Annotated in this window: 21 protein-coding genes and 1 tRNA gene; 6 read left to right on the top strand and 16 right to left on the bottom strand. The window is 71.0% G+C overall.

Annotated features, from left to right (window positions below; all coding sequences use genetic code 11):
- The first annotated feature begins 53 nt into the window (after positions 1 to 53).
- Together ACP4J0_RS28080 and ACP4J0_RS28075 are read left to right on the top strand one after the other, a co-directional pair.
- Positions 54 to 437, top strand: coding sequence for a hypothetical protein (locus tag ACP4J0_RS28080; RefSeq protein WP_426601511.1), 384 nt, complete (start codon positions 54 to 56; stop codon positions 435 to 437).
- Positions 438 to 493: 56 nt separating this feature from the next.
- The gene (locus ACP4J0_RS28075) at positions 494 to 1363 is read left to right on the top strand and encodes a spermidine synthase (protein ID WP_426601510.1); all 870 of its coding nucleotides are present in this window, start codon (positions 494 to 496) and stop codon (positions 1361 to 1363) included.
- 78 nt (positions 1364 to 1441) lie between these two features.
- Here the strand turns inward: ACP4J0_RS28075 and ACP4J0_RS28070 are convergent, their stop codons facing one another.
- On the bottom strand, positions 1442 to 2008 hold the full coding sequence (locus ACP4J0_RS28070) for a hypothetical protein (protein ID WP_426601509.1): 567 nt from the start codon (positions 2006 to 2008) through the stop codon (positions 1442 to 1444).
- A 120-nt stretch (positions 2009 to 2128) separates the two neighbouring features.
- Here ACP4J0_RS28070 and ACP4J0_RS28065 point away from each other — a divergent pair, with 120 nt between their 5' ends.
- Together ACP4J0_RS28065 and ACP4J0_RS28060 are read left to right on the top strand one after the other, a co-directional pair.
- Positions 2129 to 2878 carry a response regulator transcription factor gene (locus ACP4J0_RS28065; protein WP_426601508.1) on the top strand — a complete coding sequence of 250 codons (750 nt, stop codon included), beginning with the start codon at positions 2129 to 2131 and terminating at the stop codon, positions 2876 to 2878.
- Positions 2875 to 4326: a sensor histidine kinase gene (locus ACP4J0_RS28060; protein WP_426601507.1), complete on the top strand. Its 1452-nt coding sequence runs from the start codon at positions 2875 to 2877 to the stop codon at positions 4324 to 4326. The genes ACP4J0_RS28065 and ACP4J0_RS28060 overlap by 4 nt, the downstream gene beginning before the upstream one ends.
- Before the next feature lie 171 nt (positions 4327 to 4497).
- Here ACP4J0_RS28060 and ACP4J0_RS28055 read toward each other — a convergent pair whose 3' ends face one another.
- The 4 genes from ACP4J0_RS28055 to ACP4J0_RS28040 form a co-directional block, all read right to left on the bottom strand.
- Entirely contained in the window at positions 4498 to 5937 is a 1440-nt protein-coding gene (locus ACP4J0_RS28055; protein WP_426601506.1) for a GH1 family beta-glucosidase, read from the bottom strand.
- 112 nt (positions 5938 to 6049) lie between these two features.
- Entirely contained in the window at positions 6050 to 6958 is a 909-nt protein-coding gene (locus ACP4J0_RS28050) for a carbohydrate ABC transporter permease (RefSeq protein ID WP_426601505.1), read from the bottom strand.
- Between the two features lie 12 nt (positions 6959 to 6970).
- Positions 6971 to 7981, bottom strand: a complete 1011-nt coding sequence (locus tag ACP4J0_RS28045; RefSeq protein WP_426601504.1) for a carbohydrate ABC transporter permease — start codon at positions 7979 to 7981, stop codon at positions 6971 to 6973.
- Between the two features lie 5 nt (positions 7982 to 7986).
- Positions 7987 to 9312 carry an ABC transporter substrate-binding protein gene (locus ACP4J0_RS28040; RefSeq protein ID WP_426601503.1) on the bottom strand — a complete coding sequence of 442 codons (1326 nt, stop codon included), beginning with the start codon at positions 9310 to 9312 and terminating at the stop codon, positions 7987 to 7989.
- Positions 9313 to 9675: 363 nt separating this feature from the next.
- On the opposite strand from ACP4J0_RS28040, the gene ACP4J0_RS28035 reads away from it, so the two are divergent.
- Positions 9676 to 10731: a LacI family DNA-binding transcriptional regulator gene (locus ACP4J0_RS28035; protein WP_426601502.1), complete on the top strand. Its 1056-nt coding sequence runs from the start codon at positions 9676 to 9678 to the stop codon at positions 10729 to 10731.
- 246 nt (positions 10732 to 10977) lie between these two features.
- Here the strand turns inward: ACP4J0_RS28035 and ACP4J0_RS28030 are convergent.
- The 4 genes from ACP4J0_RS28030 to ACP4J0_RS28015 form a co-directional block, all read right to left on the bottom strand.
- Positions 10978 to 11050: transfer RNA gene (locus tag ACP4J0_RS28030), tRNA-His, on the bottom strand.
- A 121-nt stretch (positions 11051 to 11171) separates the two neighbouring features.
- A complete protein-coding gene (gene orn, locus ACP4J0_RS28025; protein ID WP_426601501.1) occupies positions 11172 to 11774 on the bottom strand; it encodes an oligoribonuclease in 603 nt (200 codons plus the stop codon).
- A 156-nt stretch (positions 11775 to 11930) separates the two neighbouring features.
- Positions 11931 to 13121, bottom strand: a complete 1191-nt coding sequence (locus ACP4J0_RS28020) for a helix-turn-helix domain-containing protein (RefSeq protein WP_426601500.1) — start codon at positions 13119 to 13121, stop codon at positions 11931 to 11933.
- Between the two features lie 387 nt (positions 13122 to 13508).
- Complete coding sequence (locus tag ACP4J0_RS28015; protein WP_426601499.1) at positions 13509 to 13880, bottom strand: hypothetical protein; 372 nt, start codon at positions 13878 to 13880, stop codon at positions 13509 to 13511.
- Between the two features lie 294 nt (positions 13881 to 14174).
- Here ACP4J0_RS28015 and ACP4J0_RS28010 point away from each other — a divergent pair, with 294 nt between their 5' ends.
- Positions 14175 to 14702 carry a universal stress protein gene (locus tag ACP4J0_RS28010; protein ID WP_426601498.1) on the top strand — a complete coding sequence of 176 codons (528 nt, stop codon included), beginning with the start codon at positions 14175 to 14177 and terminating at the stop codon, positions 14700 to 14702.
- A gap of 142 nt (positions 14703 to 14844) precedes the next feature.
- On the opposite strand, the gene glmS is transcribed toward ACP4J0_RS28010, so the two are convergent.
- The 7 genes from glmS to desA all read right to left on the bottom strand — a co-directional run bounded on the left by glmS (position 14845) and on the right by desA (position 23052).
- Positions 14845 to 16662 (bottom strand): glutamine--fructose-6-phosphate transaminase (isomerizing), encoded by a 1818-nt coding sequence (gene glmS / locus ACP4J0_RS28005; protein ID WP_426516929.1) that lies wholly within the window; start codon positions 16660 to 16662, stop codon positions 14845 to 14847.
- 54 nt (positions 16663 to 16716) lie between these two features.
- Positions 16717 to 16974 (bottom strand): hypothetical protein, encoded by a 258-nt coding sequence (locus ACP4J0_RS28000; RefSeq protein ID WP_399897016.1) that lies wholly within the window; start codon positions 16972 to 16974, stop codon positions 16717 to 16719.
- 76 nt (positions 16975 to 17050) lie between these two features.
- The gene (locus tag ACP4J0_RS27995; RefSeq protein WP_426601497.1) at positions 17051 to 17941 is read right to left on the bottom strand and encodes a DUF4429 domain-containing protein; all 891 of its coding nucleotides are present in this window, start codon (positions 17939 to 17941) and stop codon (positions 17051 to 17053) included.
- 81 nt (positions 17942 to 18022) lie between these two features.
- Positions 18023 to 19795, bottom strand: a complete 1773-nt coding sequence (locus tag ACP4J0_RS27990) for an IucA/IucC family protein (protein ID WP_426601496.1) — start codon at positions 19793 to 19795, stop codon at positions 18023 to 18025.
- Complete coding sequence (locus ACP4J0_RS27985; RefSeq protein WP_426601495.1) at positions 19792 to 20349, bottom strand: GNAT family N-acetyltransferase; 558 nt, start codon at positions 20347 to 20349, stop codon at positions 19792 to 19794. The genes ACP4J0_RS27990 and ACP4J0_RS27985 overlap by 4 nt, the downstream gene beginning before the upstream one ends.
- A complete protein-coding gene (locus ACP4J0_RS27980; protein WP_426601494.1) occupies positions 20346 to 21626 on the bottom strand; it encodes a lysine N(6)-hydroxylase/L-ornithine N(5)-oxygenase family protein in 1281 nt (426 codons plus the stop codon). The genes ACP4J0_RS27985 and ACP4J0_RS27980 overlap by 4 nt, the downstream gene beginning before the upstream one ends.
- Entirely contained in the window at positions 21610 to 23052 is a 1443-nt protein-coding gene (gene desA, locus ACP4J0_RS27975; protein ID WP_426601493.1) for a lysine decarboxylase DesA, read from the bottom strand. Before desA ends, ACP4J0_RS27980 begins: the two co-directional genes overlap by 17 nt.
- Positions 23053 to 23111: the final 59 nt, after the last annotated feature.

Genomic DNA, 23111 nt, shown 5'->3' with positions numbered 1-23111 from the left:
CTCCCGACTCCCGAGCCGCTCGTCCGAGGAGGAGTTCCGTGGTGGAGGCCGGGATGGATACCAGGCGGATCGGTGATCCCCCCTGTGATGCCTGCGACGTGGTCACCGTGCCGGCCCGGCAGGGCCTGGAGGCGGTCGACATCATCAGGCGCGGTGTCGGTGAGGGGGTGGGCCCGGTGATCCACGACGACGGCTGCGACACCCTGGGGTTCCTGGTGCCCCCGGGCACGGCCGCCGCCTGGGACGTGCCGGGCAGCACCTGCACGGAGACGGACGGCCGAGGACGGCACCTCGACCCGGCCCCCGAGCCTCCCGTGGACGGCTCGGCCTGGCTGCTGCCGCCCGGTGAGGCCGACCCGGCGACCGACCCCGCCGTGCTGCGCGCCGCGCTGGGCGAGGCGGCCCGGCTGATCGAGGCCGCGGACAGCTGCCGCTGAGCCACCCCCGGGAGGTACGGCCGTCGAAGGCGTTCCCGTGCGCCGATAATGGACCGATGGGAAAGTCCAGGAACGCCCGCCGCGGGCGCGCTGCCGCCGAAACCGTCGCCGAGAACGTCGACGGCGGGCTCGCCGAGCTGGTCCCCGACCGGGAACGGACGCGGGCCTGGACGCTGCTGATCGACGGCGCCCCGCAGTCGCACGTGGACCTCGACGACCCGGCGTACCTGTCCTTCGAGTACCAGCGCCGCCTCGGGCACGTCATCGACCTGGCCGCCCCGGCGGGCAGGCCCGTCCAGGCCGTGCACCTCGGCGGCGGCGCCTTCACCCTCGCCCGCTACGTCGCCGCCACCCGCCCCCGCTCCACCCAGCAGGTCGTCGAGAAGGACGCAGGCCTCGTCCAACTGGTCCGCCGGGAGCTCCCCCTGGACCCCGGCGCGCGGATCCGGGTGCGCTCCACCGACGCGCGCGCCGGGCTGGCCAAGGTGCCCGACGGCTGGGCACGGCTGGTCATCGCGGACGTGTTCAGCGGGGCCCGGACCCCGGCCCATCTGACGTCCACCGAGTTCCTCGACGAGGTCCGGCGCGCGCTCGTGCCCGGCGGTGTCTTCGCCGCCAACCTCGCCGACGGCCCGCCGCTCGCCCACCTGCGCGGCCAGATCGCCACCGCCGCCGACCGCTTCCCCGAACTCGCCCTCGTCGCCGACCCGGCCGTGCTGCGCGGCAAACGCTTCGGCAACGCGGTCCTCGTCGCCTCCGACCACCCGCTGCCGGTCGCCGAACTCACCCGCCGCGCCGCCTCCGACCCGCAGCCGGCGCGCGTGGAACACGGCCGCGCGCTGACCGACTTCACCGGCGGCGCCGCACCCGTGACGGACGCGGCGGCGGTGGCCTCCCCGGCACCGCCGGCCTCCGTCTTCCGGTGACACGGGACCCGGTGACCCGGTGATTCCGACAGGGCGCTGAGCAGACTGAGCCGGCCGGGTCCGTCGGGCCCGGCCGGCTCAGTAGCTTCCGATCTCCACCCGCGGCGGCCCGTCGTGCCAGGTGCAGAACACCGACACCCGGTCCGCGCCCGAGGTGAACTCCACCCGGATCCACGACTCCGTCTTCCACACCTGCATCGACCAGCCCGCGCCCGGCGTCGCCGACACCAGGGAAGCGGACGAGGTACCGAGGTCGAACACCGCGCGGCCGCCGTCCGTGTCGTAACTCCTGACCCGGCCGGAAGCCGTGGGGGCCGGACCGGGGGCGGCGGGAGCCGTGGCCGTCGCCGTCCGCGACGGCGCGGGACTCGGCTCGCGGGGCGGCGTGCTCGGCGCCGACGACGGACTGCCCGACGGGGGCGGCCTCCTGGTGGAGGAGACCGACGACTCCGGGCCGTCGGCGTCCCCCGCGTCGTCCGGTTCCCGCGAGTCGCGCACGGACGCGTCGGCCGCCGTGATGGGCAGGGCGCGGGGACGGTCGTAGGCCGTGCCCGACAACACCGTGTGGACACCCCACCACGACAGCGTGACCGCCGCGCCGGTGGCGAGCAGCCAGGCGAGTACGTGTACGAGTCCTCTGCGCATCGCGGCCATACTGCCGCACGCGTCACACGCGTGTCGCCCGAACCCGGCCGGAACGGGAACGCACCGGAGTTGTCCACAGGGCCCGCACCGGGCGCGCCCGCATGGCGTACGGTGCCGCCCATGGCAAGTGTGCTCGTGGTCGAGGACGACCAGTTCGTACGCTCGGCGCTCATCCGGCAGCTGACCGACGCCTCGCACACCGTGCGCAGCGTCGGCACGGCGCTGGAGGCGCTGCGCGAGGTCGCCCACTTCCGTTTCGACGTGGTGGTCCTCGACCTCGGACTGCCCGACCTGGACGGCTCCGAGGCGCTGAAGATGCTGCGCGGCATCACCGACGTACCGGTGATCGTCGCCACCGCCCGGGACGACGAGGCGGAGGTCGTACGGCTGTTGAACGCGGGCGCGGACGACTACCTCACCAAGCCGTTCTCCGTCGAGCACCTGTCGGCCCGGATGGCGGCCGTACTGCGCCGCGCCCGGACCGGCGCCGCTCAGGCGGCACCGCCGGCCGTCATCCGGGTCGGCGGCCTCACCGTCGACCCGCTGCGCCGCCAGGCCGAACTGGACGGCACGCGACTCGACCTGACCCGCCGTGAGTTCGACCTGCTCGCCTTCCTGGCCGGCCGGCCAGGAGTCGTCGTCCCCCGCAAGGAACTGCTGGCCGAGGTCTGGCAGCAGTCCTACGGCGACGACCAGACCATCGACGTCCACCTGTCCTGGCTGCGGCGCAAACTCGGTGAGACCGCGGCCCGGCCGCGTTACCTGCACACCCTGCGCGGTGTCGGCGTGAAACTGGAGCCGCCCACGCAGCCGCCCGCACAGCCGCCCACGGGGCCGGCGACGCTCCCCGGAGCGGAGCCGCCACGATGAGGTGGGCCCTGGTCAAGGTGTCGCTGGCGGTCACCGCGATGGTCGTGGTCGCCTTCGCGGTGCCGCTGGGACTGGTCGTCCGGGAGATGGCCCGCGACCGCGCCCTCACCAACGCCGAGCGCGAGGCCGCCGCCGTCGCCCCGGCGCTGTCCATCACCACCGACCGCGACCAGTTGGAGCGCGTCGTCGCCTCCGCCGGCTCGGACGCCGGGATGGCCGTGCACGTACCGGCGTCCGGCGAGGCGAGCGGCGCCACCGACACCGGGCGGCGCACCACCGACACCGGGCGGCGCACCACCGGCATCGGCCGGCAGCGCGCCACCGACGAGGACATCGCCGCCGTGCGCCGGATGGGGCGCGCCTCCACCACGGAGGTCACCGGCGGTTCCACGCTGCTCCAGCCGGTCGCGCTCAGCTCCGGCGAGATCGCCGTCGTCGAGGTGTACGTCCCCGAGTCCGAGGTCACCAACGGCGTCGGCACGGCCTGGGCGGTGCTCGCCGCGGTCGGCGCCGCCCTGATCGTCGGCTCGGTCGCCGTCGCCGACCGGCTGGGCGTACGGATGGTGCAGCCCGCGCGGCGCCTGGTCGAGGGCGCGCACGAGCTGGGGGAGGGGAAACTGGGCGCCCGGGTGCCCGTGGAGGGGCCGAACGAACTGCGGCTCGCGGCGGTCGCGTTCAACTCCATGGCCGACCAGGTCGTCCAGCTCCTGGCCAACGAGCGGGAACTGGCCGCCGACCTGTCCCACCGACTCCGTACCCCGCTCACCGTGCTGCGGCTCAACGCCGCCTCGCTCGGCGACGGACCGGCCGCCGACCAGACCCGGGCCGCCGTCGAGCAGCTGGAACGCGAGGTCGACACGATCATCCGCACCGCCCGGGACGCCAAGCCGCAGACGGCCGCGGCCGGTCCCGGAGCCGGGTGCGACGCGGCCGAGGTGGTCCGGGAGCGGATGGGGTTCTGGTCCGCGCTCGCCGAGGACGAGGGCCGCAAGTGGCGGGTGGCCGGCACCGACCGGCCGGTGCGCATACCCGTGGCCCGCGCCGACCTGGCCGCCTCCCTCGACGCCCTGCTCGGCAACGTCTTCCGGCACACCCCCGAGGGCACCGCCTTCGCCGTCGACCTGCACAACGGCGAGGACGCGGTGATCGTGCTCGTCTCGGACGCGGGCCCCGGCATAGCCGACCCCGAGGCGGCGATGGCCCGCGGCCGGGGCTCGGGCAGCGACGGATCCACGGGCCTCGGCCTGGACATCGTGCGCCGGCTCGCCGAGTCGACGGGCGGTGACGTGAGGATCGGCTCCTCCGTGCTGGGCGGCACCGAGGTGCGGATCTGGATCCAGCTGAACGGGCGGGCGGCGACCGGACGGCGCGGACACCGCGGGACCGTACGCCGCCGCCGGCAACCCCGGCCGGCGCCGGCCACCGACCGGACCCGATCCCTTCGCTGAGCGCGCCCACGGGTCGCCCGGCCCCGGCCCGTCTCCGGCGGAGGCGGGAACGTCACGATCGGCGTCAGCGACGTCACCGGCGGGACGACCACCCGGCACACATGACATCCCGCAAGCGGGGGCGCGGCACCCCCCGTGGAATGCCGCGCCCCCGCCTCCCGGGACAGTGGACTACTCGGCCGGCTCCACCGGCGGCAGGGAGCCCGTCCGGGCCGCCCGCCCGTACCACAGGGCGCTCGACTTCGGAATGCGCTGCTGGGTGACGTAGTCGACGTACACCGCGCCGAACCGCTTCTCGTAGCCGTAGGCCCACTCGAAGTTGTCCAGCAGGGACCACAGGTAGTAGCCGCGGACGTCGGCGCCGTCGGCGATGGCCCGGCGGACCGCCCTGAGGTGGCCGTCCAGGTAGGCGACCCGCTCGGGGTCGTGCACCGTGCCGTCCGCGCCGGGCTTGTCGTCGTAGGCGGCGCCGTTCTCGCTGATGTACAGCGGCAGTCCGGGAGCCTCACGGTTGTAGCGCATGATCAGCTCGTGCAGGCCGGTCGGGTCGACGCTCCAGCCCATCTCCGTGCGCTCGCCGGGCGGCTGGTGGAACGTCACGTCCTCGGTGGCCGGCCACGGCGAGTGGTCGCTCTCGCCGTGTCCACCGGAGTTCGGGACGTGCGAACCCGCGTCCGCCGCCGACACCACGGTCGGCGTGTAGTAGTTGAGGCAGATCGCGTCCAGCGGCTGGCGGATCAGGCCCAGGTCGCCGTCCTCGACGTGCGACCAGTCGGTGACGGACGCCGTCGCCTCCAGCAGGGTCTGCGGGTAGGCGCCGTGCAGGATCGGGCCGTGGAAGATCCCGCCGGACAGGTCGTCGATCTTCTGCACGGCCGCCAGGTCCGCCGGGCTCTGCGACAGCGGCCGGACCACGGAGGTGTTGAGGCTGATCGCCACCGAGTTGCGGGTCGGCATCACCGAACGCAGCGCCACCGTGCCCAGGCCGTGCGCCAGGTTCAGGTGGTGCGCGGCGCGCAGCGAGGCCGCCGGGTCGGTACGGCCGGGGGCGTGCACCCCGGAGGCGTAGCCCAGGAAGGCGGCGCACCACGGCTCGTTGAGCGTGATCCACTGCTCCACCCGGTCACCGAGCGCCTCGCCGACGATCTGCGCGTACTCGGCGAACCGGTACGCCGTGTCCCGCGCCGGCCAGCCGCCCGCGTCCTCCAGCTCCTGCGGCAGGTCCCAGTGGTAGAGGGTGACGGCCGGCTTGATCCCGGCGGCCAGCAGCTCGTCCACCAGACGGCGGTAGAAGTCCAGGCCGCGCTGGACGGCGGGGCCGCGGCCGGTCGGCTGCACCCGGGGCCAGGAGACGGAGAAGCGGTAGGCGCTGAGACCCAGGTCCTTCATCAGCGCCACGTCGTCGCGGTAGCGGTGGTAGTGGTCGACAGCGATGTCACCGGTCTCGCCGCCGGCCGTCTTCCCCGGCGTATGGCTGAAGGTGTCCCAGATCGAGGGGGTACGGCCGTCCTCCTGGACCGCGCCCTCGATCTGGTACGCCGAGGTCGCGGCGCCCCACAGGAAGGCAGGGGGGAAGGTAACCGGGGTCACCGGCGTTGCGGACTCAAGCATGGAAGCGCTCCCATAGCGGGTCGTGGCTGGTCGTGGAAGACCGACGGGTACGAAGGACGAGGGGGGAAGGCGGGGCCGGGGCGGCGGTGACCCGACCCCCGCGGGCGCGGCGTCAGCCCTTGACGGCGCCCTGCATGATGCCGCCCACGATCTGCTTGCCGAAGATCGCGAAGACCAGCAGCAGGGGCAGCGTACCGAGCAGCGCGCCGGCCATGATCAGGGCCTGGTCGGGGGTGAAACCGCGGCCGAGGCCCGCCACCGCGACCTGCACGGTCGGGCTGCCGGTCTGTGTCAGCACCAGGAACGGCCACAGGAAGTCGTTCCACACCTGCACGAACATCAGCATGCCCAGCACGGCCATCGCGGGCCGCGCCGTCGGGAACACCACGTGCCAGATCACGCGCCAGCTGCTGGCGCCGTCCACGCGGGCCGCCTCGATGATCTCGTCCGGCAGCGCCTGGAGCAGGTACTGCCGCATGAAGAACACGCCGAACGCGCTGACCAGCGACGGGAAGATCACCGCCTGGAGCTGGTCGGTCCAGTCGAGCTCGGCGACCATCATGTACAGCGGGATGACGCTGAGCTGCGGCGGCACCGTCATCGTGCCGACCACGATCAGCATCAGGGCGTTGCGGCCCTTGAACCGCAGCTTGGCGAAGGCGAAGCCGGCGACCGTCGACAGCAGGACGACGGTGACCGACGAGATCCCCGCCACGATGGTGGTGTTGAGGATCGCCTCGCCCAGGTTGGCGTCCTTCCAGGCGATCTCCAGTTTGTCGAAGAGGTTCGCGCCGAACCAGAACGGCGGCGGCGTCTGGGCCAGGCGCTGGTTGTCGCGGGAGGCGGCGATCGCCGTCCACACCAGCGGGAACAGCGAGCCGATGGTGAACACGGCGAGGATGATGTACGCGATCGGTCCGGCGTGGTGCTGCCCGCCGGCCCGGGACGCCTTGGACCGCAGGCGCCGCCTGGGCGGCTCGGATGCCGGCTCGGCCGGGGGTTTCGTCAGGGTCGTCGTCACGGCCGGTTCTCCTTAACTACTGGCGCGCAGCCGGCGCGAGATGACGTAGTTGACGAGCCCGATCACGATGAGGATCAGGAACATCGTCCAGGCGATCGCGGAGGCGCGGCCCAGGTGCTGGTTGATCCAGCCCTGCTCGTACATGTACAGGCCGAGCGTCTGGAACTGGTGCTGGGAGCCGCCCGACGCGCCCCGGTTGGCGTCGAACAGCAGCGGCTCGCCGAACAGCTGCGAGGCGCCGATGGTCGACACGATGACCGTGAAGAGGATCGTCGGACGCAGCTGGGGCAGGGTGACGTGGATGAACTGCCGCCAACGGCTGGCACCGTCCAGCGCCGCCGACTCGTACAGCTCCTGCGGGATCGCCTGCATCGCCGCCAGGTAGATCAGCGCGTTGTAGCCGGTCCAGCGCCAGACGACGATCGTGGAGACGGCGACCTGGGAGGCCCACTTGTCGTTCTGCCAGTCGATCTTGCCCAGGCCGACCGAGTCGAGCGCCCAGTTGATCATGCCGTAGTCGCGGCCGAAGAGCAGGATGAAGACCAGCGAGGCGGCGGCGATCGAGGTGGCGTACGGCGCCAGCATCACGACGCGGTAGAAGGTGGAGCCGCGCAGCTTGTAGTTGAGGATGTGCGCCAGGCCCATCGCCATCAGGAGCTGCGGCACCGTGGAGATGATGCCGATGGTCAGCGTGTTCTTCGCGGCGTTCCAGAAGAAGTCGTCGTCGAAGAGCCTGGTGAAGTTCTTCAGGCCCACCCACTCCATGTCGGTGGGCGCCGTCAGCTGAACCGAGTGCAGCGAGGCCCAGCCGGTGTAGAGCAGCGGGAACAGGCCGAACGCGGCGAAGAGCAGGAAGAACGGGGAGACGAACGCGTACGGGCTCCAGCGCATGTCCCGCTGCCAGCGGCGGGAGAGCCGGGCCCGCTTCTTCGCCGCCTCGGGGGAGACCGCGTCACCGGGCGGTCGGCCCGGGGCCGCGCCCCCCTTCGAGGGGGGCGCGGCGGTGTCGTGCCGGGTGGTCATTCCGGTCACTTCTCCAGGTTGTTGTCGATGGTCTTGGTGGCGTTCTCCCAAGCCTCGTCGGGCGACTTGCCCTGGGTGACGAGGATGACGCCGTTGTCGGTCAGACCCTGCTGGATGATCTGGTCCTTCGGGCCGATCACCTGGGCCGGGATGGCGTCGGCGGCCTTGGCGAAGATGGCGCCGAGCGGCGTGTCACCGGTCATCTCGTTCTTGGCGTCCGTCACCTGGGGCAGCTTGTACGCGGCCGGGGCGCTCGGGAAGCTGCCCTGCACGGCGAACAGCTTGGCCTGCTGCTCCGGAGCGGTCAGCCATGCCACCAGCTTCTCCGACTCCTTCACGTTCTTGCCGCTCTTGGGCACGCCCAGGAAGGAGCCGCCCCAGTTGCCGGACTTCGGCGCCGCGGCCACGTCCCACTTGCCGGCCGCCTCGGGCTGGGACTTGGCCTTGATGGTGCCGAGCATCCACGGCGGGCAGGCGACGGTGGCGAACAGGTTGTTGGAGATGGTCTGTTCCCAGGCCGGCTGGAACTGGGTCTGCGCCTGGACCAGGCCCTTCTCGGCGGCCTCCGCGGTCAGGTCGAAGGCCTTCTTGACGGCGGGGTTGGTCTTGTAGATGACCTTGCCGGAGGCGTCGTAGAACTTCTCCTCCTCACTGCTGAGGATGGCGTTGATCAGACCGCCGGGCGAGTCCATGAAGTAGGTGTCCTTGCCGGCACCCTTCTTGTACTTCTCGCCGGTCTCGACGAACTTGTTCCAGTCGCCGGCCCACAGCGCGCTGACCTCGTCGCGGTCGGTCGGCAGGCCCGCCTTCTCGAAGAGGTCCTTGCGGTAGCAGATCGCCATCGGGCCGACGTCGGTGCCGAGACCGACCGCCTTGCCATCCTTGGTGATGCCCTGCTTCCACTTCCAGTCCAGCCAGCTGCTCGCCTGCACGCCCTGGACCTTGGACATGTCCACGAACTTGTCGGCCTGGGTCTCGACGATCTCGTTGATGTTGCCGACCTCGATGGCCTGGATGTCCTGCAGGCCGCTCTCGGTGGTGAGGTGGTTGACCAGAGCGGGGTAGTAGTTCTCGTTCCGCTCGGTGACGGTCTCCTCGATGTTGATGTCGGGGTTGAGCTTCTCGTACTCCTCGTAGAGCCCGGCCTCCTTGAAGCCCATGGTGCCGAACAGGCCGAGGGTGATGGTGGTCTTGCCGCTGCTGTCGCCCGACGACGTGCTGTCCTCGTCGTTGCCGTCGTCGGCGCAGCCGGCCAGCAGCCCGGCGCCCAGCGACGCGATGGCCGCGACGACCACCGCCTTGCGGGCGGATCGTGTACGTGCTGCTCGCATTGCGTCCTCCTGTTGCCCTGACGTGCCGACCCCCCGGCCAACTACATGGTTGGGCCCGCTGCTTCATGTCGTTCGTTCGTCGCTGCGGCTCGGGCGGGGAACGTGCGGGATGTGTATGTGCCAGGTAGTGTGGGAGCGCTCCCACAAGTGATGTGTTGAAGAGTCGTCGGTCCGGGCGAGGGTGTCAAGGGAGCGGACGCGGCGAAACGCGTTCAGTTATCGGCCTGTTAACTGGACGTGTCGAGCGGCGCGGAGACACCTCCGGGCGGCGGGCGACGGCCCGGAGCCGGTCATTACACCCGACCGGCCTGTTAAATTCCAGGCCAGCCGCAGAGTGCGGGGTGTCGACGGGAGGCGGAGCCGATGGCAGGCCACGGAGCGCGTGGGCGGAGCGGTGGCCGGCCCACCCTCGAAGAGGTGGCGGCACGGGCGGGCGTCGGCCGCGGCACGGTCTCCCGGGTGATCAACGGCTCGCCCCGGGTCAGCGACGCGACCCGGGCGGCGGTCGAGGCGGCGGTCGCGGAACTCGGTTACGTACCGAACACGGCGGCCCGCGCGCTGGCCGCCAACCGTACGGACGCGATCGCGCTGGTGGTGCCCGAACCGGAGACCCGGTTCTTCGCGGAACCGTACTTCTCGGGCATGCTGAAGGGTGTCGGCTCGGAACTGTCCGACACCGAGATGCAGTTGCTGCTGATCTTCGCGGGCAGCGACCGGGAGCGGCGGCGGCTCGCCCAGTACCTGGCCGCGCACCGCGTGGACGGCGTCCTGCTGGTCTCGGTGCACGCCGACGACCCGCTGCCCGACCTGCTGTCCCAGCTGGAGATCCCCGCGGTGATCAGCGGCCCGCGCTCGGCCGCGGAGTCGCTGGCGTCGGTGGACTCGGACAACTTCGGCGGTGCCCGCTCGGCCGTCGAGCACCTGGTGTCGCGCGGCCGGCGCCACATCGCGCACATCACCGGACGCCTCGACGTCTACGGTGCCCAGCGGCGCGTCGACGGCTACCGCGAGGCTCTGCGTGACGCGGGCCACCCCGCGGACGAGCAGCTGATCGAGGCGGGGGACTTCACCGAGGGGGGCGGGCGCCGCGCCATGCTGGAGCTGCTGCGCCGTCGCCCGGAGGTGGACGCGGTCTTCGCCGCCTCGGACGTCACCGCGGCCGGTGCCCGCCAGGCCCTGCGTGAGATGGGCCGGCGCATTCCGGACGACGTGGCGCTGGTCGGCTACGACGACTCGGCCATCGCCCGCCACATGGAGCCGCCGCTGACCAGTGTGCGGCAGCCCATCGAGGAGATGGGCCGCGCGATGATAGACCTGCTGCTGACCGAGATCGCGGATCGTCGTCCGGCGGTCTCGCGGGGACTGGAGCGGCATCAGGTGGTGCTGGCGACGGAGCTGGTGGAGCGCAGGTCGTCGTGAGGCCGCGGCGGCGGGGCCGCGCGTGATCCTCCGCGCGACGGCCGGACTGCCGTACTGCCCGACCGTTTGATCGTTCGCCTGGCCCGATGGCCCGATGGCCCGATGGCCCGATGGCCCGATGGCCCGATGGCCCGATGGCCCGATGGCCCGATGGCCCGATCTCCGCCGGTCCGACCGCTCCGGCGTGCTCCGCCAACGCGAATCAGCCGGTGGCCTTCTTCGGAAGGCCACCGGCTGATTACTCAGGGTGAGTGACGGGACTTGAACCCGCGGCATCCTGGACCACAACCAGGTGCTCTACCAGCTGAGCTACACCCACCAAGGCCGGTAGTCGAATCCCGCGTGGCGGGGTTCCCCGACCGGCTGAGAAAAAGTGTACAGGGTCCGAAGGGGTGCTCGCGCCAGGCTTTTCGGGACACCGCTCTCCGGCCGCCCGGCAGCTACTCGGCGGACCTGACGTGCTTCGCGGCGATCGCCTTCGCGGTGTCGCTGTCGGGGCCCGGCTGCGGGACGAAGACCGCTTCCCGGTAGTAGCGCAGTTCGGCGATGGATTCGCGGATGTCGGCGAGCGCGCGGTGGTTGCCGGTCTTCTCGGGGCTGTTGAAGTACGCCCGCGGGTACCAGCGGCGGGCCAGCTCCTTGATCGAGGAGACGTCGACGATCCGGTAGTGGAGGTAGCTCTCCAGTGCCGCCATGTCCCTCAGCAGGAAGCCGCGGTCGGTGCCGACCGAGTTGCCGCACAGCGGGGCCTTGCCCGGCTCCTTCACGTGCTCCCTCACATACGCCAGGACCTGAGCCTCGGCGTCCGCCAGCGTCGTCCCACCGTCGAGCTCCGCGAGCAGGCCGGACGCGGTGTGCATCTGACGCACCACCTCCGGCATCGTCTCCAGCGCCCGATCCGGCGGGCGGATGACGATGTCGATCCCCTCGCCGAGGATGTTCAGCTCGGAGTCGGTGACGAGGGCGGCAACCTCGATGAGCGCGTCGTCGGACAGCGAGAGGCCGGTCATCTCGCAGTCGATCCACACCATGCGATCGTTCATGCGGCCACTTTACGGTGGGCGCATGTTTCCCGGACCCCGGCGTCGGTGTGGGCCTCTCCGGGGGCTGCCGCCCCCGGGCCCCCGCTCCGGCCCGGACGGCCTCGTCCTCGAACGCCGGACGGGCTGAGTGGGTCTGCCCGTCCGGCGTTCACGGGGTCACGGCGCGCTGCGCTGGCCCGGCAGGCTCGCCGCCGTCGGCATCGGTGCCGCCGTGCGGCGGGTCTGGAACGGGACGGCGCTCTCGGGCGGCAGGGCGGCCGGTTCGGGCGGGGCCGGGGGCCGGGAGGCTCCCGCGGTGCCGGCCTCCGGGTCCACCGTTCTCTCGCCCTGCGGGCGGCGGGCCCGGTAGGCGGCCCGGTAGGCGGCCGGCGACGAACCGAGCTGGCGGCGGAAGTGGCCGCGCAGGGCCACCGGCGAGCGGAAGCCGCAGCGGCCCGCGACCTCGTCCACCGAGTAGTCGGACGTCTCCAGCAGGCGCTGCGCCTGGAGCACCCGCTGGGTGATCAGCCACTGCAGCGGCGCACTGCCGGTCAGGGAGCGGAAGCGGCGGTCGAAGGTGCGGCGGCTCATGTAGGCGCGGGCCGCCAGCGTCTCCACGTCGAACTGTTCGTGGAGGTGTTCCAGTGCCCAGGCGACGACCTCGGCGAGCGGGTCGGCGCCGATCTCCTCCGGTAAAGACCTGTCGAGGTAGCGCTCCTGCCCGCCCGAGCGGCGCGGCGGGACCACCAGCCGGCGGGCCAGCGCGCCGGCCGCCTCGTTGCCGTGGTCCGTGCGCACGATGTGCAGGCACAGGTCGATGCCGGCCGCCGTGCCCGCCGACGTCAGCACGTCCCCGTCGTCCACGAACAGCTCGCGCGGATCGACGTGCACCGACGGATAGCGCTTGGCCAGCGTCGGCGCGTACATCCAGTGGGTGGTGGCGGGCCGGCCGTCCAGCAGGCCGGCCGCGGCGAGCACGAAGGCGCCGGTGCACAGCCCGACTATGCGGGCACCCTCCTCGTGCGCTCTGCGCAGGGCGTCGAGCGCCTCCTCCGGCGGCGGAGAGGTGATCGACCGCCAGGCGGGCACCACGACGGTGCCGGCCCGCGAGATCGCCTCCAGACCCTGTGGCGCGGTGAGTTCCAGGCCCCCTGTGGTCCGCAGCGGGCCTTCCTCGCCGGCGCACACCAGCAGTCGGTAGCGCGGCACGCCGGCGTCCTGGCGGTCGATCCCGAACACCGACAGCGGTATGGAACTCTCGAAGATGGGGCCGCCGCTGAACAGCAGCACCGCGACGATCTCCTTGCGGCGTCGCCCGGTGAGCTTCCGGGCCGCGGATTCCGGCGCGGCAGTGGAGTCGTGGCCCATAACTGCTAAGCCCCCCTCGGTGGTCGCGGCGCCCTGGTCCTTTCGGGTCTGTCGCTCCAACACGTTTCCCCTCGGTCCTGCACGAGTCCCCCGCCGTAGACAGTCAAGATCGAATCTACTGTGTCCCGTCGAGCCGAGGTGGCCGGTTCGGCACTTGGGACATTGTCGACATGGCAACTTGGCGTGAAGCAGTCGATCACGAAGCGTTGCACTCCGGGGCGCCACAGGGAAGTACGCCTTGTGTCAGTGGCCAATCCCCGTAGGGTGCGCAGGGGCCCTGAGACCCTTTCCGTGCAGGTGGAACGGGGTATGGGGGGTGGTGGGGGACCGGGACGTACCACCGGTGGAAGTTGGCTGAAAAGAAGCGGACGTGTGCGCGGAAACCGGTCAGTCGACCGGTGTCTTCTGCCCGGCGTGCCGCCCGCCCCTGCGCGCCGGCCGTCCGGCCCGGTGCCGACGGCCGCCCCGGCCCGCGCAATCGTCGCCCGGCAGCCGGGCCGCGACGCGCTCGGACCGGCGCAGCAGCAGGCGGCAGACGCCGGTGACGGCGGCCAGGCCGAGGGCCGTACCGGCGGTGCCGGCGAAGGAGGTGCCGTACCAGAGGAGCACGACCGGGACGAGGAAGCAGCTGAAGGCCGCCCAGCGGACGAGGTCGGTGACGCCGTCCCGCAGCGGCGCGGCCGGTTCCGGGGCGTCGGGGGTGGCGGACGTGTCGGGGGTGCCGGACGGCGGATCGGCGGGGCGGTGCGGTCCGGACATGCGTGCTCCCTGGGGCTGGCGGCATGGGGATCAACGCCCGTGCGACGCGTCGGTCACGACGATCACGGACAGTTGAACCCCGTGCAAACCGCCTGTACAGCGCAGCAACCATTGCGTTACGGGCACCCCCTCGGGCATGCTCCGGGGAACCCGCGGCGGACACCGTGCGGGATCCGGGCGAAGGAGGCGTGGCGCCGTACCCTTGGGGGTATGGGCTTGGGAAGATGATTCCCGGACACACAGCTTCGCCGCACACTGTTGTCCCCCACAGAGGATAAAAACGCCGAGACAGCCATGGCCGGTCACGAATTCTTCGAACCCGCGGACCGCAAGCGGCCCGTCGCCGAACCTACGGCGGCCGAGCCCCTGGCGGCCGAAGAGCCACGCCAGTCGTGCGACCCAGCCTTCAAGCACGGTGTCGTCGTCGGCTTCGACGGCTCCACCTCCAGTGAGCGTGCCCTCGCGTACGCCATCGGCATGGCACGCCGGCTCGGCTCGGGCCTGGTCATCGTGCACGTCGCCAACCGGCTGCCCACCACCGTGTGGGCCGGCTGCGAGCCCCCCGTCTTCGTCGACGTACCGGACCACCGCACCGAGGTGCTGGGTCTGGAGCTGGCGTGTGCGGACTATCTCGTCGAAGTGCCCTGGATCCTGGTCGAGCGCGGCGGCGACATCTGCCACGAACTCGAGGAGGTGGGCCGGGAGTACGAGGCGGACGCCATCGTCGTCGGCTCCAGCCACGGCCTGGTGGGCCGCCTCTTCGGCTCCGTCGCCGGCCGGCTCGCCAAGCGGGCGAAGCGGCCCGTGGTGGTCATCCCCTGACACGCCGGACGGCCCCCCGCGTGCCGGTGGCACACGGGGGGCCGCTCTGGAAGCCGAAGCGCTGCCGGCCTCTTGAAGCCCTGCCGGGGTTCTGAAGCCCTGCCGGCGTTCTGAATCCCTGCCGGGGTTCTGCCGAGCAGTCCTACTCCACCGTCACCGACTTGGCGAGGTTCCGCGGCTTGTCGATGTCGCGGCCCAGGGCCAGGGCCGTGTGGTAGGCGAGGAGCTGGAGGGGGATGCCCATGAGGATGGGGTCCAGCTCGTCCTCGTTCTTCGGGACGACGATGGTGTGGTCGGCCTTCTCCTGCTCCTGGTGGGCGACGGCGAGGATCTGGCCGCTGCGGGCCTTGATCTCCTCCATGGCCGCACGGTTCTTCTCCAGCAGGTCGTCGTCCGGCACGATCGCGACCGTCGGCAGGGCCGGCTCGATCAGGGCGAGCGGCCCGTGCTTGAGCTCGGAGGCCGGGTAGGCCTCGGCGTGGATGTAGGAGACCTCCTTCAGCTTCAGGGAGGCCTCGCGGGCGACCGGGTAGCCCCGGACACGGCCGATGAAGAGCATCGAGCGGGCGTCGGCGTACTGCGCGGCCAGCTTCTTGACGTCCTCCTCCTGCTCCAGCATCTCGGCGATCTGCGCGGGCAGCTTGCGCAGCCCCTCGATGATCCGCTTGCCGTCGCGGACCGAGAGGTCGCGGGTGCGGCCCAGGTGCAGGGCGAGCAGCGCGAAGGCGACGCAGGTGTTGGTGAAGCACTTGGTGGAGACGACGCAGACCTCGGGGCCGGCGTGCACGTACATGCCGCCGTCGGCCTCGCGGGCGATCGCCGAGCCGACGACGTTGACGATGCCGAGGACGCGGCCGCCCTTGCGCTTCAGCTCCTGCACGGCGGCCAGCACGTCGTACGTCTCGCCGGACTGGGAGACGGCGATGTACAGGGTGTCGGGGTCGACGACCGCGTTGCGGTAGCGGAACTCGGAGGCGGGCTCGGCGTCCGCGGGGATGCGGGCCAGCTCCTCGATCATCTGGGCGCCGATCTGGCCCGCGTGGTACGAGGTGCCGCAGCCGAGGATCTTCACCCGGCGCACGGCACGCGCGTCGCGGGCGTCCAGGTTGAGGCCGCCGAGGTGCACGGTGGAGAAGCGGTCGTCGATCCGGCCGCGCAGGACGCGGTCCACGGCCTCGGCCTGCTCGTGGATCTCCTTGTGCATGTACGTGTCGTGGCCGCCCATGTCGTAGGAGGCGGCCTCCCACTCCACGGTGGTGGGCTCGGACGTGGTCCGGGTGCCCTCGGTGGTGTAGGTGCGGAAGTCGTCGGCCTTGAGGGTGGCCATCTCGCCGTCGTCGAGGGTGACTATCTGGCGGGTGTGGGTGACCAGCGCGGCGATGTCCGAGGCGACGAACATCTCCTTCTCGCCGATGCCGAGGACGACCGGCGAGCCGTTGCGGGCCACGACGATGCGCTCGGGGAAGTCGGCGTGCATCACGGCGATGCCGTACGTGCCCTCGATGACCCGGAGGGTCTCGCGGACCCTGTCCTCGAGCTTGGCGGCCTCGGAGCGGGCGATGAGGTGGACGAGGACCTCGGTGTCGGTCTCGGAGAGGAACTCGACGCCGTCCGCCTCCAGTTTGCGGCGCAGGTCGGCGGCGTTGTCGATGATGCCGTTGTGCACGACGGCGACCTTGTCGTCGGCCGACATGTGCGGGTGGGCGTTCGCGTCGGACGGGGCGCCGTGGGTGGCCCAGCGGGTGTGGGCGATGCCGGTGGTGCCCTTGAAGCGTGCCGGGACCTTGGCCTCCAGGTCGCGGACCCGGCCCTTGGCCTTGACCATCTTCAGGCCGGCCGCCTTCGGGGACGTGACGACGATGCCCGCCGAGTCGTAGCCGCGGTACTCCAGGCGCTGGAGGCCCTCGAGGAGCAGGGGCGCGACGTCACGCTTGCCGATGTATCCGACGATTCCGCACATGTATACGTAAACCTCGTGTCCCTCTTCGGCTTCTCAGCCGTAGACGATGGCTTCTCAGCCGTAGACGATGCGGCGCAGCTGGCGGAGCGAGAGCTCCGGTGGTGCCACCGCCCGGTATTTCAGTTCCGCCTCGATCCGTTCGAAGATCGTCGCGTTCACCAGGCCCTGGGCCTGGAGCTCGCGGTGGCGGCGACGGACGTATTCCTCGGTCGTCTCGTCGAAGTAGGCGAGCACGTCCTGGATCACACGCAGTGCCTCGCCCCGGCTCAGGGGAGTGGACCGCGTCAGGTGATCAACCAGTTCGTCGTGCACCCGGTAGATCCTGGGGTACGGGGGCAGGTTTCGCAAGAAACCTGCCCGATTTCGGGCAGGGTCTGCGTGGCTGTGCCTACATGCGCTTCAGTACCGCCTGCTTGGCGAGGCTGAACTCCTCGTCCGTCAGCACCCCGGAGCGGTGCAGTTCGCCCAGCTCCCGCAGCCGCCGCAGCAGCGCGTCGTGGTCGTCCTCGGCGGCGGGGGCCGGGGCGGGCGCCGCCGCGGCCGGCGGGGCGTCCTCCGGCGTCGCACGGGCGGCCGGTGTGGACGGGTGCGGGAGGCGGGCCTGCACGGCGGCGGCGACCAGGGCCATCAGCGGGTCCTTCTTGAAGCCCCACAGCTCCACGGCGTTGGGGTCGTACTTGGGCGGCGCCTTGGTCGGCGCGCCGCGCACGGTGAAGCGGAGGTGGCCGTTCTCCAGGCCGACCGTCGGCTGCCACTCCACCGCGACGATGTCGGCGAGGGGAAGGGTGCGCGGGCCGGAGGCCGACTTGGCTTCCTCCGCCTGCCATTTCCACTCCAGCCGCACCCGTTCGCCGTCGAAGCTCGCGACGCCGTCCCCGGCGGAGACCGACAGCGGGACGGAGGGCCCCGGCAGCAGATACGCGTCCACCGGGCCGGAGGGGACCTGGTCGAGGAGCAGGGCGTTGCGCACCTCGTCCACGAAGTACTCGGCGACGCCGTACCGGTCGGACTCCACGGTCAGCTGGTACGGGTCGTGCGGCTCGGTCAGCCGGCCGCCGGTCGCGTGCAGCAGCGGATCGGCGCCGTCCCGCAGGCGCAGCCGCAGCCGCCCGGACTTCTTGCCCTGCTCGAACGATATGCCCGCCAACGCCGCGAGGGGGACGAGCAGTTCACCCAGTTCCCTGCGGATCAGGCTGACGTTCTTGTCCCGTCCGGGAGTCAGCCGCAGGGTGTCGCCGTCGAAGACCCACGTTCCGTCCTTCTGGATGATTTCCGCCATGCGGGGATTGTTCCACCGACGCCCGACGGGCACCCCAAAGGACCGTCTCCGAGGTGCCCGCCCGCTTGCGAGGGCCGTCGCCTACCGGCCCGCGATGGGGTTCTTGAGGTTCCCGATGAGCTGGAGCGCGCCGGACGGGTCCGCGAGGTCCACCATCTGCTTGTTGTTGCGCAGCTGGAGCCGGTTGAGGCAGGACAGCGCGAACTCCGGCGCGAACATGTCGTACCGGTCGAACTTGTCGGCCAGCTCCGGCACCGACTCCTGGTACTCGCGGGTGATCTCCGCGACCGTCCGCCAGAAGTCGTCCTCCTCGACGACGCCCTCCTGCGCGAGGTTCGCGGCGAGGAAGCGGAAGAAGCAGTCGAAGACGTCCGTGAAGATCGACAGGAGCTTCTTGTCCTCGGGCACGTCCACCGCGATGCGGGAGACTTCCGGCGGCAGCACCGCGTCCGGGTCCATCACCGCGATCTCCTCGGCGATGTCCTTGTAGACCGCGCGCTGCACGACCCCGTCCTTCAGGACCAGGATCACGTTCTCGCCGTGCGGCATGTACACCAGGTCGTAGGCGTAGAAGCTGTGCAGCAGCGGGACGAAGTACGCGCGCAGGTAGTGCCGCAGCCACTCGGTGGGCGCCAGCCCCGACCGCTCGATCAGCGCGCCCGCGAAGGAGGCGCCCTCGTGGTCGACGTGGACGAGGGAGGCCATGGTGGCCAGGGTCTCGCCGTCCTGGAGGGAGGACACCGGGCTTTCCCGCCACAGCGCCGCCAGCATCTTGCGGTAGGGCGAGTAGCGGTCGGTGGCCTGTTCGTACTCCAGGTGCCGGTAGCCGACGGCCGCCCGCTCCCGGATGATCGTCAGGCCCGTCGACTTCAGCACCGGGTCGGACTCGATGAGCTGGGCGAGCCAGTCGTTGATGGCCGGGGTCGCTTCCATGTACGCCGCCGACAGGCCGCGCATGAAGCCCATGTTGAGGACGGACAGGGCCGTCTTCACGTAGTGCTTCCCGGGGTGCGAGGTGTTGAAGAAGGTGCGGATGGACTGCTGGGCCAGGTACTCGTCGTCGCCCTCGCCGAGGCAGACCAGGTGCCCGCGGGCGACCTCGGCGGCGAAGGTGACGGTGAGCTTGTTCCACCACTGCCAGGGGTGGACCGGGATGAAGAGGTAGTCGGCCGGGTCCAGGCCACGGTCGCGCAGGACGCCGTGGAAGCGGTCGACGGTCGCCTCGCCCAGCTCGTCGCGCACGAAGGACTCGTACTCGATCCCGACGCCGGCCGTGAACGCCGCCCGCGAGCGGTGCGCGGCCAGCCACACCAGCCGGACGGGGCTCGCGGTCTCCGGGGCGTACGACAGGTACTCGTGGATGCCGAAGCCGAGGCGGCCGTTGTTGGCGACGAAGCAGGGGTGGCCCTCGGTCATGCCGGTCTCGACGGCCTGGAAGCCGCTCCTCGCCAGCTCGGCGGAGGTGAGCTTCGGCTTGGTGAGCTTGTAGCAGGTGCCGGAGAGGGTGGAGGAGATCTCCTCCAGGTAGACGGGGAGGATCTCGTCGCTCAGGCCCAGGGACTCCTTCAGCTCGATGAAGAAGTCCAGCGCGGCGAGCGGCAGCCCGGTGCCGTCCCGGTGGCGGGTGATCGAGGCGGCGTCGACCTGCCAGTGGTCCAGGGCGCGGACGGTGGCGGTGAAGCGGTACTCGGTCTTGCCGTCGTCGGAGCGGACGACGTACGCGTCACCGGTGGCCTGTTCCGGCGTGATCAGCCGCTCGTGGGTGAACTCGGCCAGCGCCTTGCGGATCAGGAGGCGGTTGGCCTGCTCCCAGTGCTCGGGGGTCAGGTGGGCGACGGCGTCGGCGAGGCTCATGCGGACACCGCCTTCTCGAACTGCTCGCGGGTGCAGAAGCTCAGCAACGCCTTCTTCTCCGGCTTCTGGATCTCGCGCTCGGGCACGAATCCGACGGCTGCGTTCAGGGCGTGGACGGCCTTGTTGCCGACGTCCGGCTCGACGACGACGCGGGCGGTCGCCGGGTCGGCGAACAGCTCGGCCATCACGGCGGTGATCACGGCGCGGGTGAAGCCGTGCAGGGGCCGGTCGGTGGGGGCGACCAGGAAGTGCATGCCGACGTCACCCGGCTCCGGCTCGTACAGGCCGGTCAGCTCGCGGTGGGCGGGGTCGTACTTCTCCATCAGGAAGGCGGGGACGCCGTCGTGCAGGCCGATGTACGCGTGGTGGTGCTCGTCGGCGGCTATCTCCATGTAGGCGCGCTCGACGTCGACCAGCTTCGCGTCCTGCATCATCCAGAACGCGGACTTCGGGTGCGTGACCCAGCCGTGCAGCAGGCCGGCGTCCTTCAGCGGGTCGAGGGGGCGGAGGGTGAGGGCGCCGATGCCGGCGACCGTGGGGGTGGTGGTGCTCATGCGCTGAACTCCTGGAACGCGATCGACTTCTCGACCGGGTAGTACTCGGTGCCGAGCAGCTCTCGGATGATGTAGCTGTTGCGATAGGCACCCATGCCCAGATCGGGGCTGGTGATGCTGTGCGTGTGGACACCCGCGTTCTGCAGGAACACGCCGTTGCCGGTGACGTCGACGGCGTAGTTGCGGGCCACGTCGAAGTTGCCCCGGGAGTCGTAGCGCAGCCGGTCCCGGACGGGCTTGAGGAACTCCGGCTCCGCGTACTGGTAGCCGGTGGCCAGGACCAGGCCCTCGGTCTCGATCTCGAAGTCCGTGCCCTGCTCCTCCTGCCGGAAGCCGAGGGTGTACGTGCCGTCGGCGTACCGGGCGCCGGTCAGCGCCGAGTGGGTGAGCAGGCGGGTGGGGACCGGGCCGCCGAGCTTCTTCTGGTAGAGCAGGTCGAAGATCTCGTTGATCAGGTCGCCGTCGATGCCCTTGAACAGGCCCTTCTGCTCGGACATGAGGCGGTAGCGGGTCGGCTCCGGCAGCGCGTGGTAGTAGTCCACGTACTCCGGGGACGTCATCTCCAGCGTGAGCTTCGTGTACTCGAGGGGGAAGAAGCGGGGGGAGCGGGTCACCCAGTTCAGCCGGTAGCCGTGGACGTCGATCTCGCCGAGCAGGTCGTAGTAGATCTCGGCGGCGGACTGGCCGCTGCCGACCAGCGTGATCGACTTCTTCTTCACCAGCTCCGCCCGGTGCTGCACGTAGCGGGAGTTGTGGATGAAGTCGCCGGCCAGGCCGCGGCAGGCGTCCGGGATGTGCGGCGGGGTGCCGGTGCCGAGGACCAGGCGGCGGGCGCGGTAGGTGTCGCCGGAGGTGGTGGCGACGACGTACAGCTCGTCCGTCTCGTCGTACGTCACCTCGGTGACCGTCGTGGAGAAGCGGACGCTGCTCAGTCTGTTCGCGGCCCAGCGGCAGTAGTCGTCGTACTCGACGCGCAGCGGGTAGAAGTTCTCCCGGATGTAGAACGAGTACAGCCGGCCCTTCTCCTTCAGGTAGTTGAGGAAGGAGTACGGGGAGGTCGGGTCGGCGAGGGTGACCAGGTCCGACATGAACGGGGTCTGGAGGTGGGCGCCGTCCAGGAACATCCCGGCGTGCCACTCGAAGTCCGGCTTGGACTCCAGGAAGACGCCGTTCAGCTCGGCGATGGGCTCGGTCAGGCAGGCCAGTCCGAGGTTGAAGGGGCCGAGGCCGATCCCCACGAAGTCGTACGGGGCACTGGCTTCAGGAAGCGCGGTCAAGGGACTCTCCCAGGTACTGCTCGGCGTGGCCGGCGATCAGGTCGAGGACGGCGGCGATGTCGGCCGTGGTCGTCTCGGGGTTGAGCAGGGTGAACTTCAGGTAGTGGCGGCCGGCCACCTTGGTGCCCGCGACCACGGCGTCGCCGGAGGCGAACAGGGCCTTGCGGGCGTACAGGTTGGCGCGGTCGGTCTCGGCGGGGTCGGTGACGGCCGCCGGTACGTAGCGGAAGACCAGCGTGGACAACGACGGTTCGACGACGACGTCGAAGCGGGGGTCGGCGGCGAGCAGTTTCCAGCCCTCGGCGGCCAGGTCGCACACCTCGTCGAAGAGCTGTCCGATGCCGTCGGCGCCCATCACGCGCAGCGTCATCCACAGCTTGAGCGCGTCGAAGCGGCGGGTGGTCTGGAGGGACTTGTCCACCTGGTTGGGGATACGTTCCTGCACCATGCGGCGCGGGTTGAGGTACTCCGCGTGGTAGGTGGCGTGGCGCAGGGTGGCCACGTCCCGGACCAGCACGGCGGACGAGCTCACCGGCTGGAAGAAGGACTTGTGGTAGTCCACGGTGACCGAGTCGGCCCGCTCGATGCCGGTCAGGCGGTCCCGGTACTTCAGGGAGGCGAGCAGTCCGCAGCCGTAGGCCGCGTCCACGTGCATCCACACGCCGTACTGCTCGCACAGGCCGGCGATCTCCGGGAGCGGGTCGATGGAGCCGAAGTCGGTGGTGCCTCCGGTGGCGACGACGGCCATGGGGACCAGGCCGTCCCGCGCACAGCGCTCCAGTTCGCGGGCGAGGGCGACGGTCTGCATGCGCTTGTCGTGGTCGACGGGGATCGACACGACGGCGTCGGGGCCGAGGCCGAGCAGTTTCGCCGACTTCTTCACGCTGAAGTGGCTGACCTCGGAGGCGAAGACGCGCAGGTCGGCGAGGTTGTCGGTCTTCGCCTCCTCGCGGGCCAGCAGGAGCGCCTGGAGGTTGGACTGGGTGCCGCCGGAGGTGAACACGCCGTCGGCCGCCGGGCCGAGGCCGATGCGGGCGCAGGTCCAGTCGATCAGTTTCCGCTCGATGAGCGTGCCGCCGGCCGACTGGTCCCAGGTGTCCAGGGAGGAGTTGACGGCGGAGAGCACCGCCTCGCCGAGCACGGCCGGTATGACGACCGGGCAGTTGAGGTGGGCGAGGTAGCGGGGGTGGTGGAAGTAGACGGCGTCGCGGAGGTAGACGTCCTCCAGCTCGTCGAGGACCGCGGCCGTGTCGTGCAGCGGCTTGTCGAGGTCGATCTCGTCGATGCGGGGGGAGAGGGCGTCGACCGTGACACCGGTGAACGGACGGTCGGTGGTGGCGAGTTTGGCGGCCACCCGCTCGACTCCTTCGGTCACGGAGCGGCGGTACTGCTCCGCGGTGGTGTCGTTGAGCAGGTGCGAGCGCATGTGGGGGTCCTCCGGTGGGGACGGTCCGAGAGGGACGGGAGAGGGCGGGGCCCTGGCTT

Origin of the sequence: Streptomyces sp. WG7 (assembly GCF_049975785.1) — a bacterium.
GTDB lineage: Bacteria > Actinomycetota > Actinomycetes > Streptomycetales > Streptomycetaceae > Streptomyces.
Note: the sequence above shows the minus strand (reverse complement) of the source record. Positions and strands in the feature narration are given on the sequence as shown.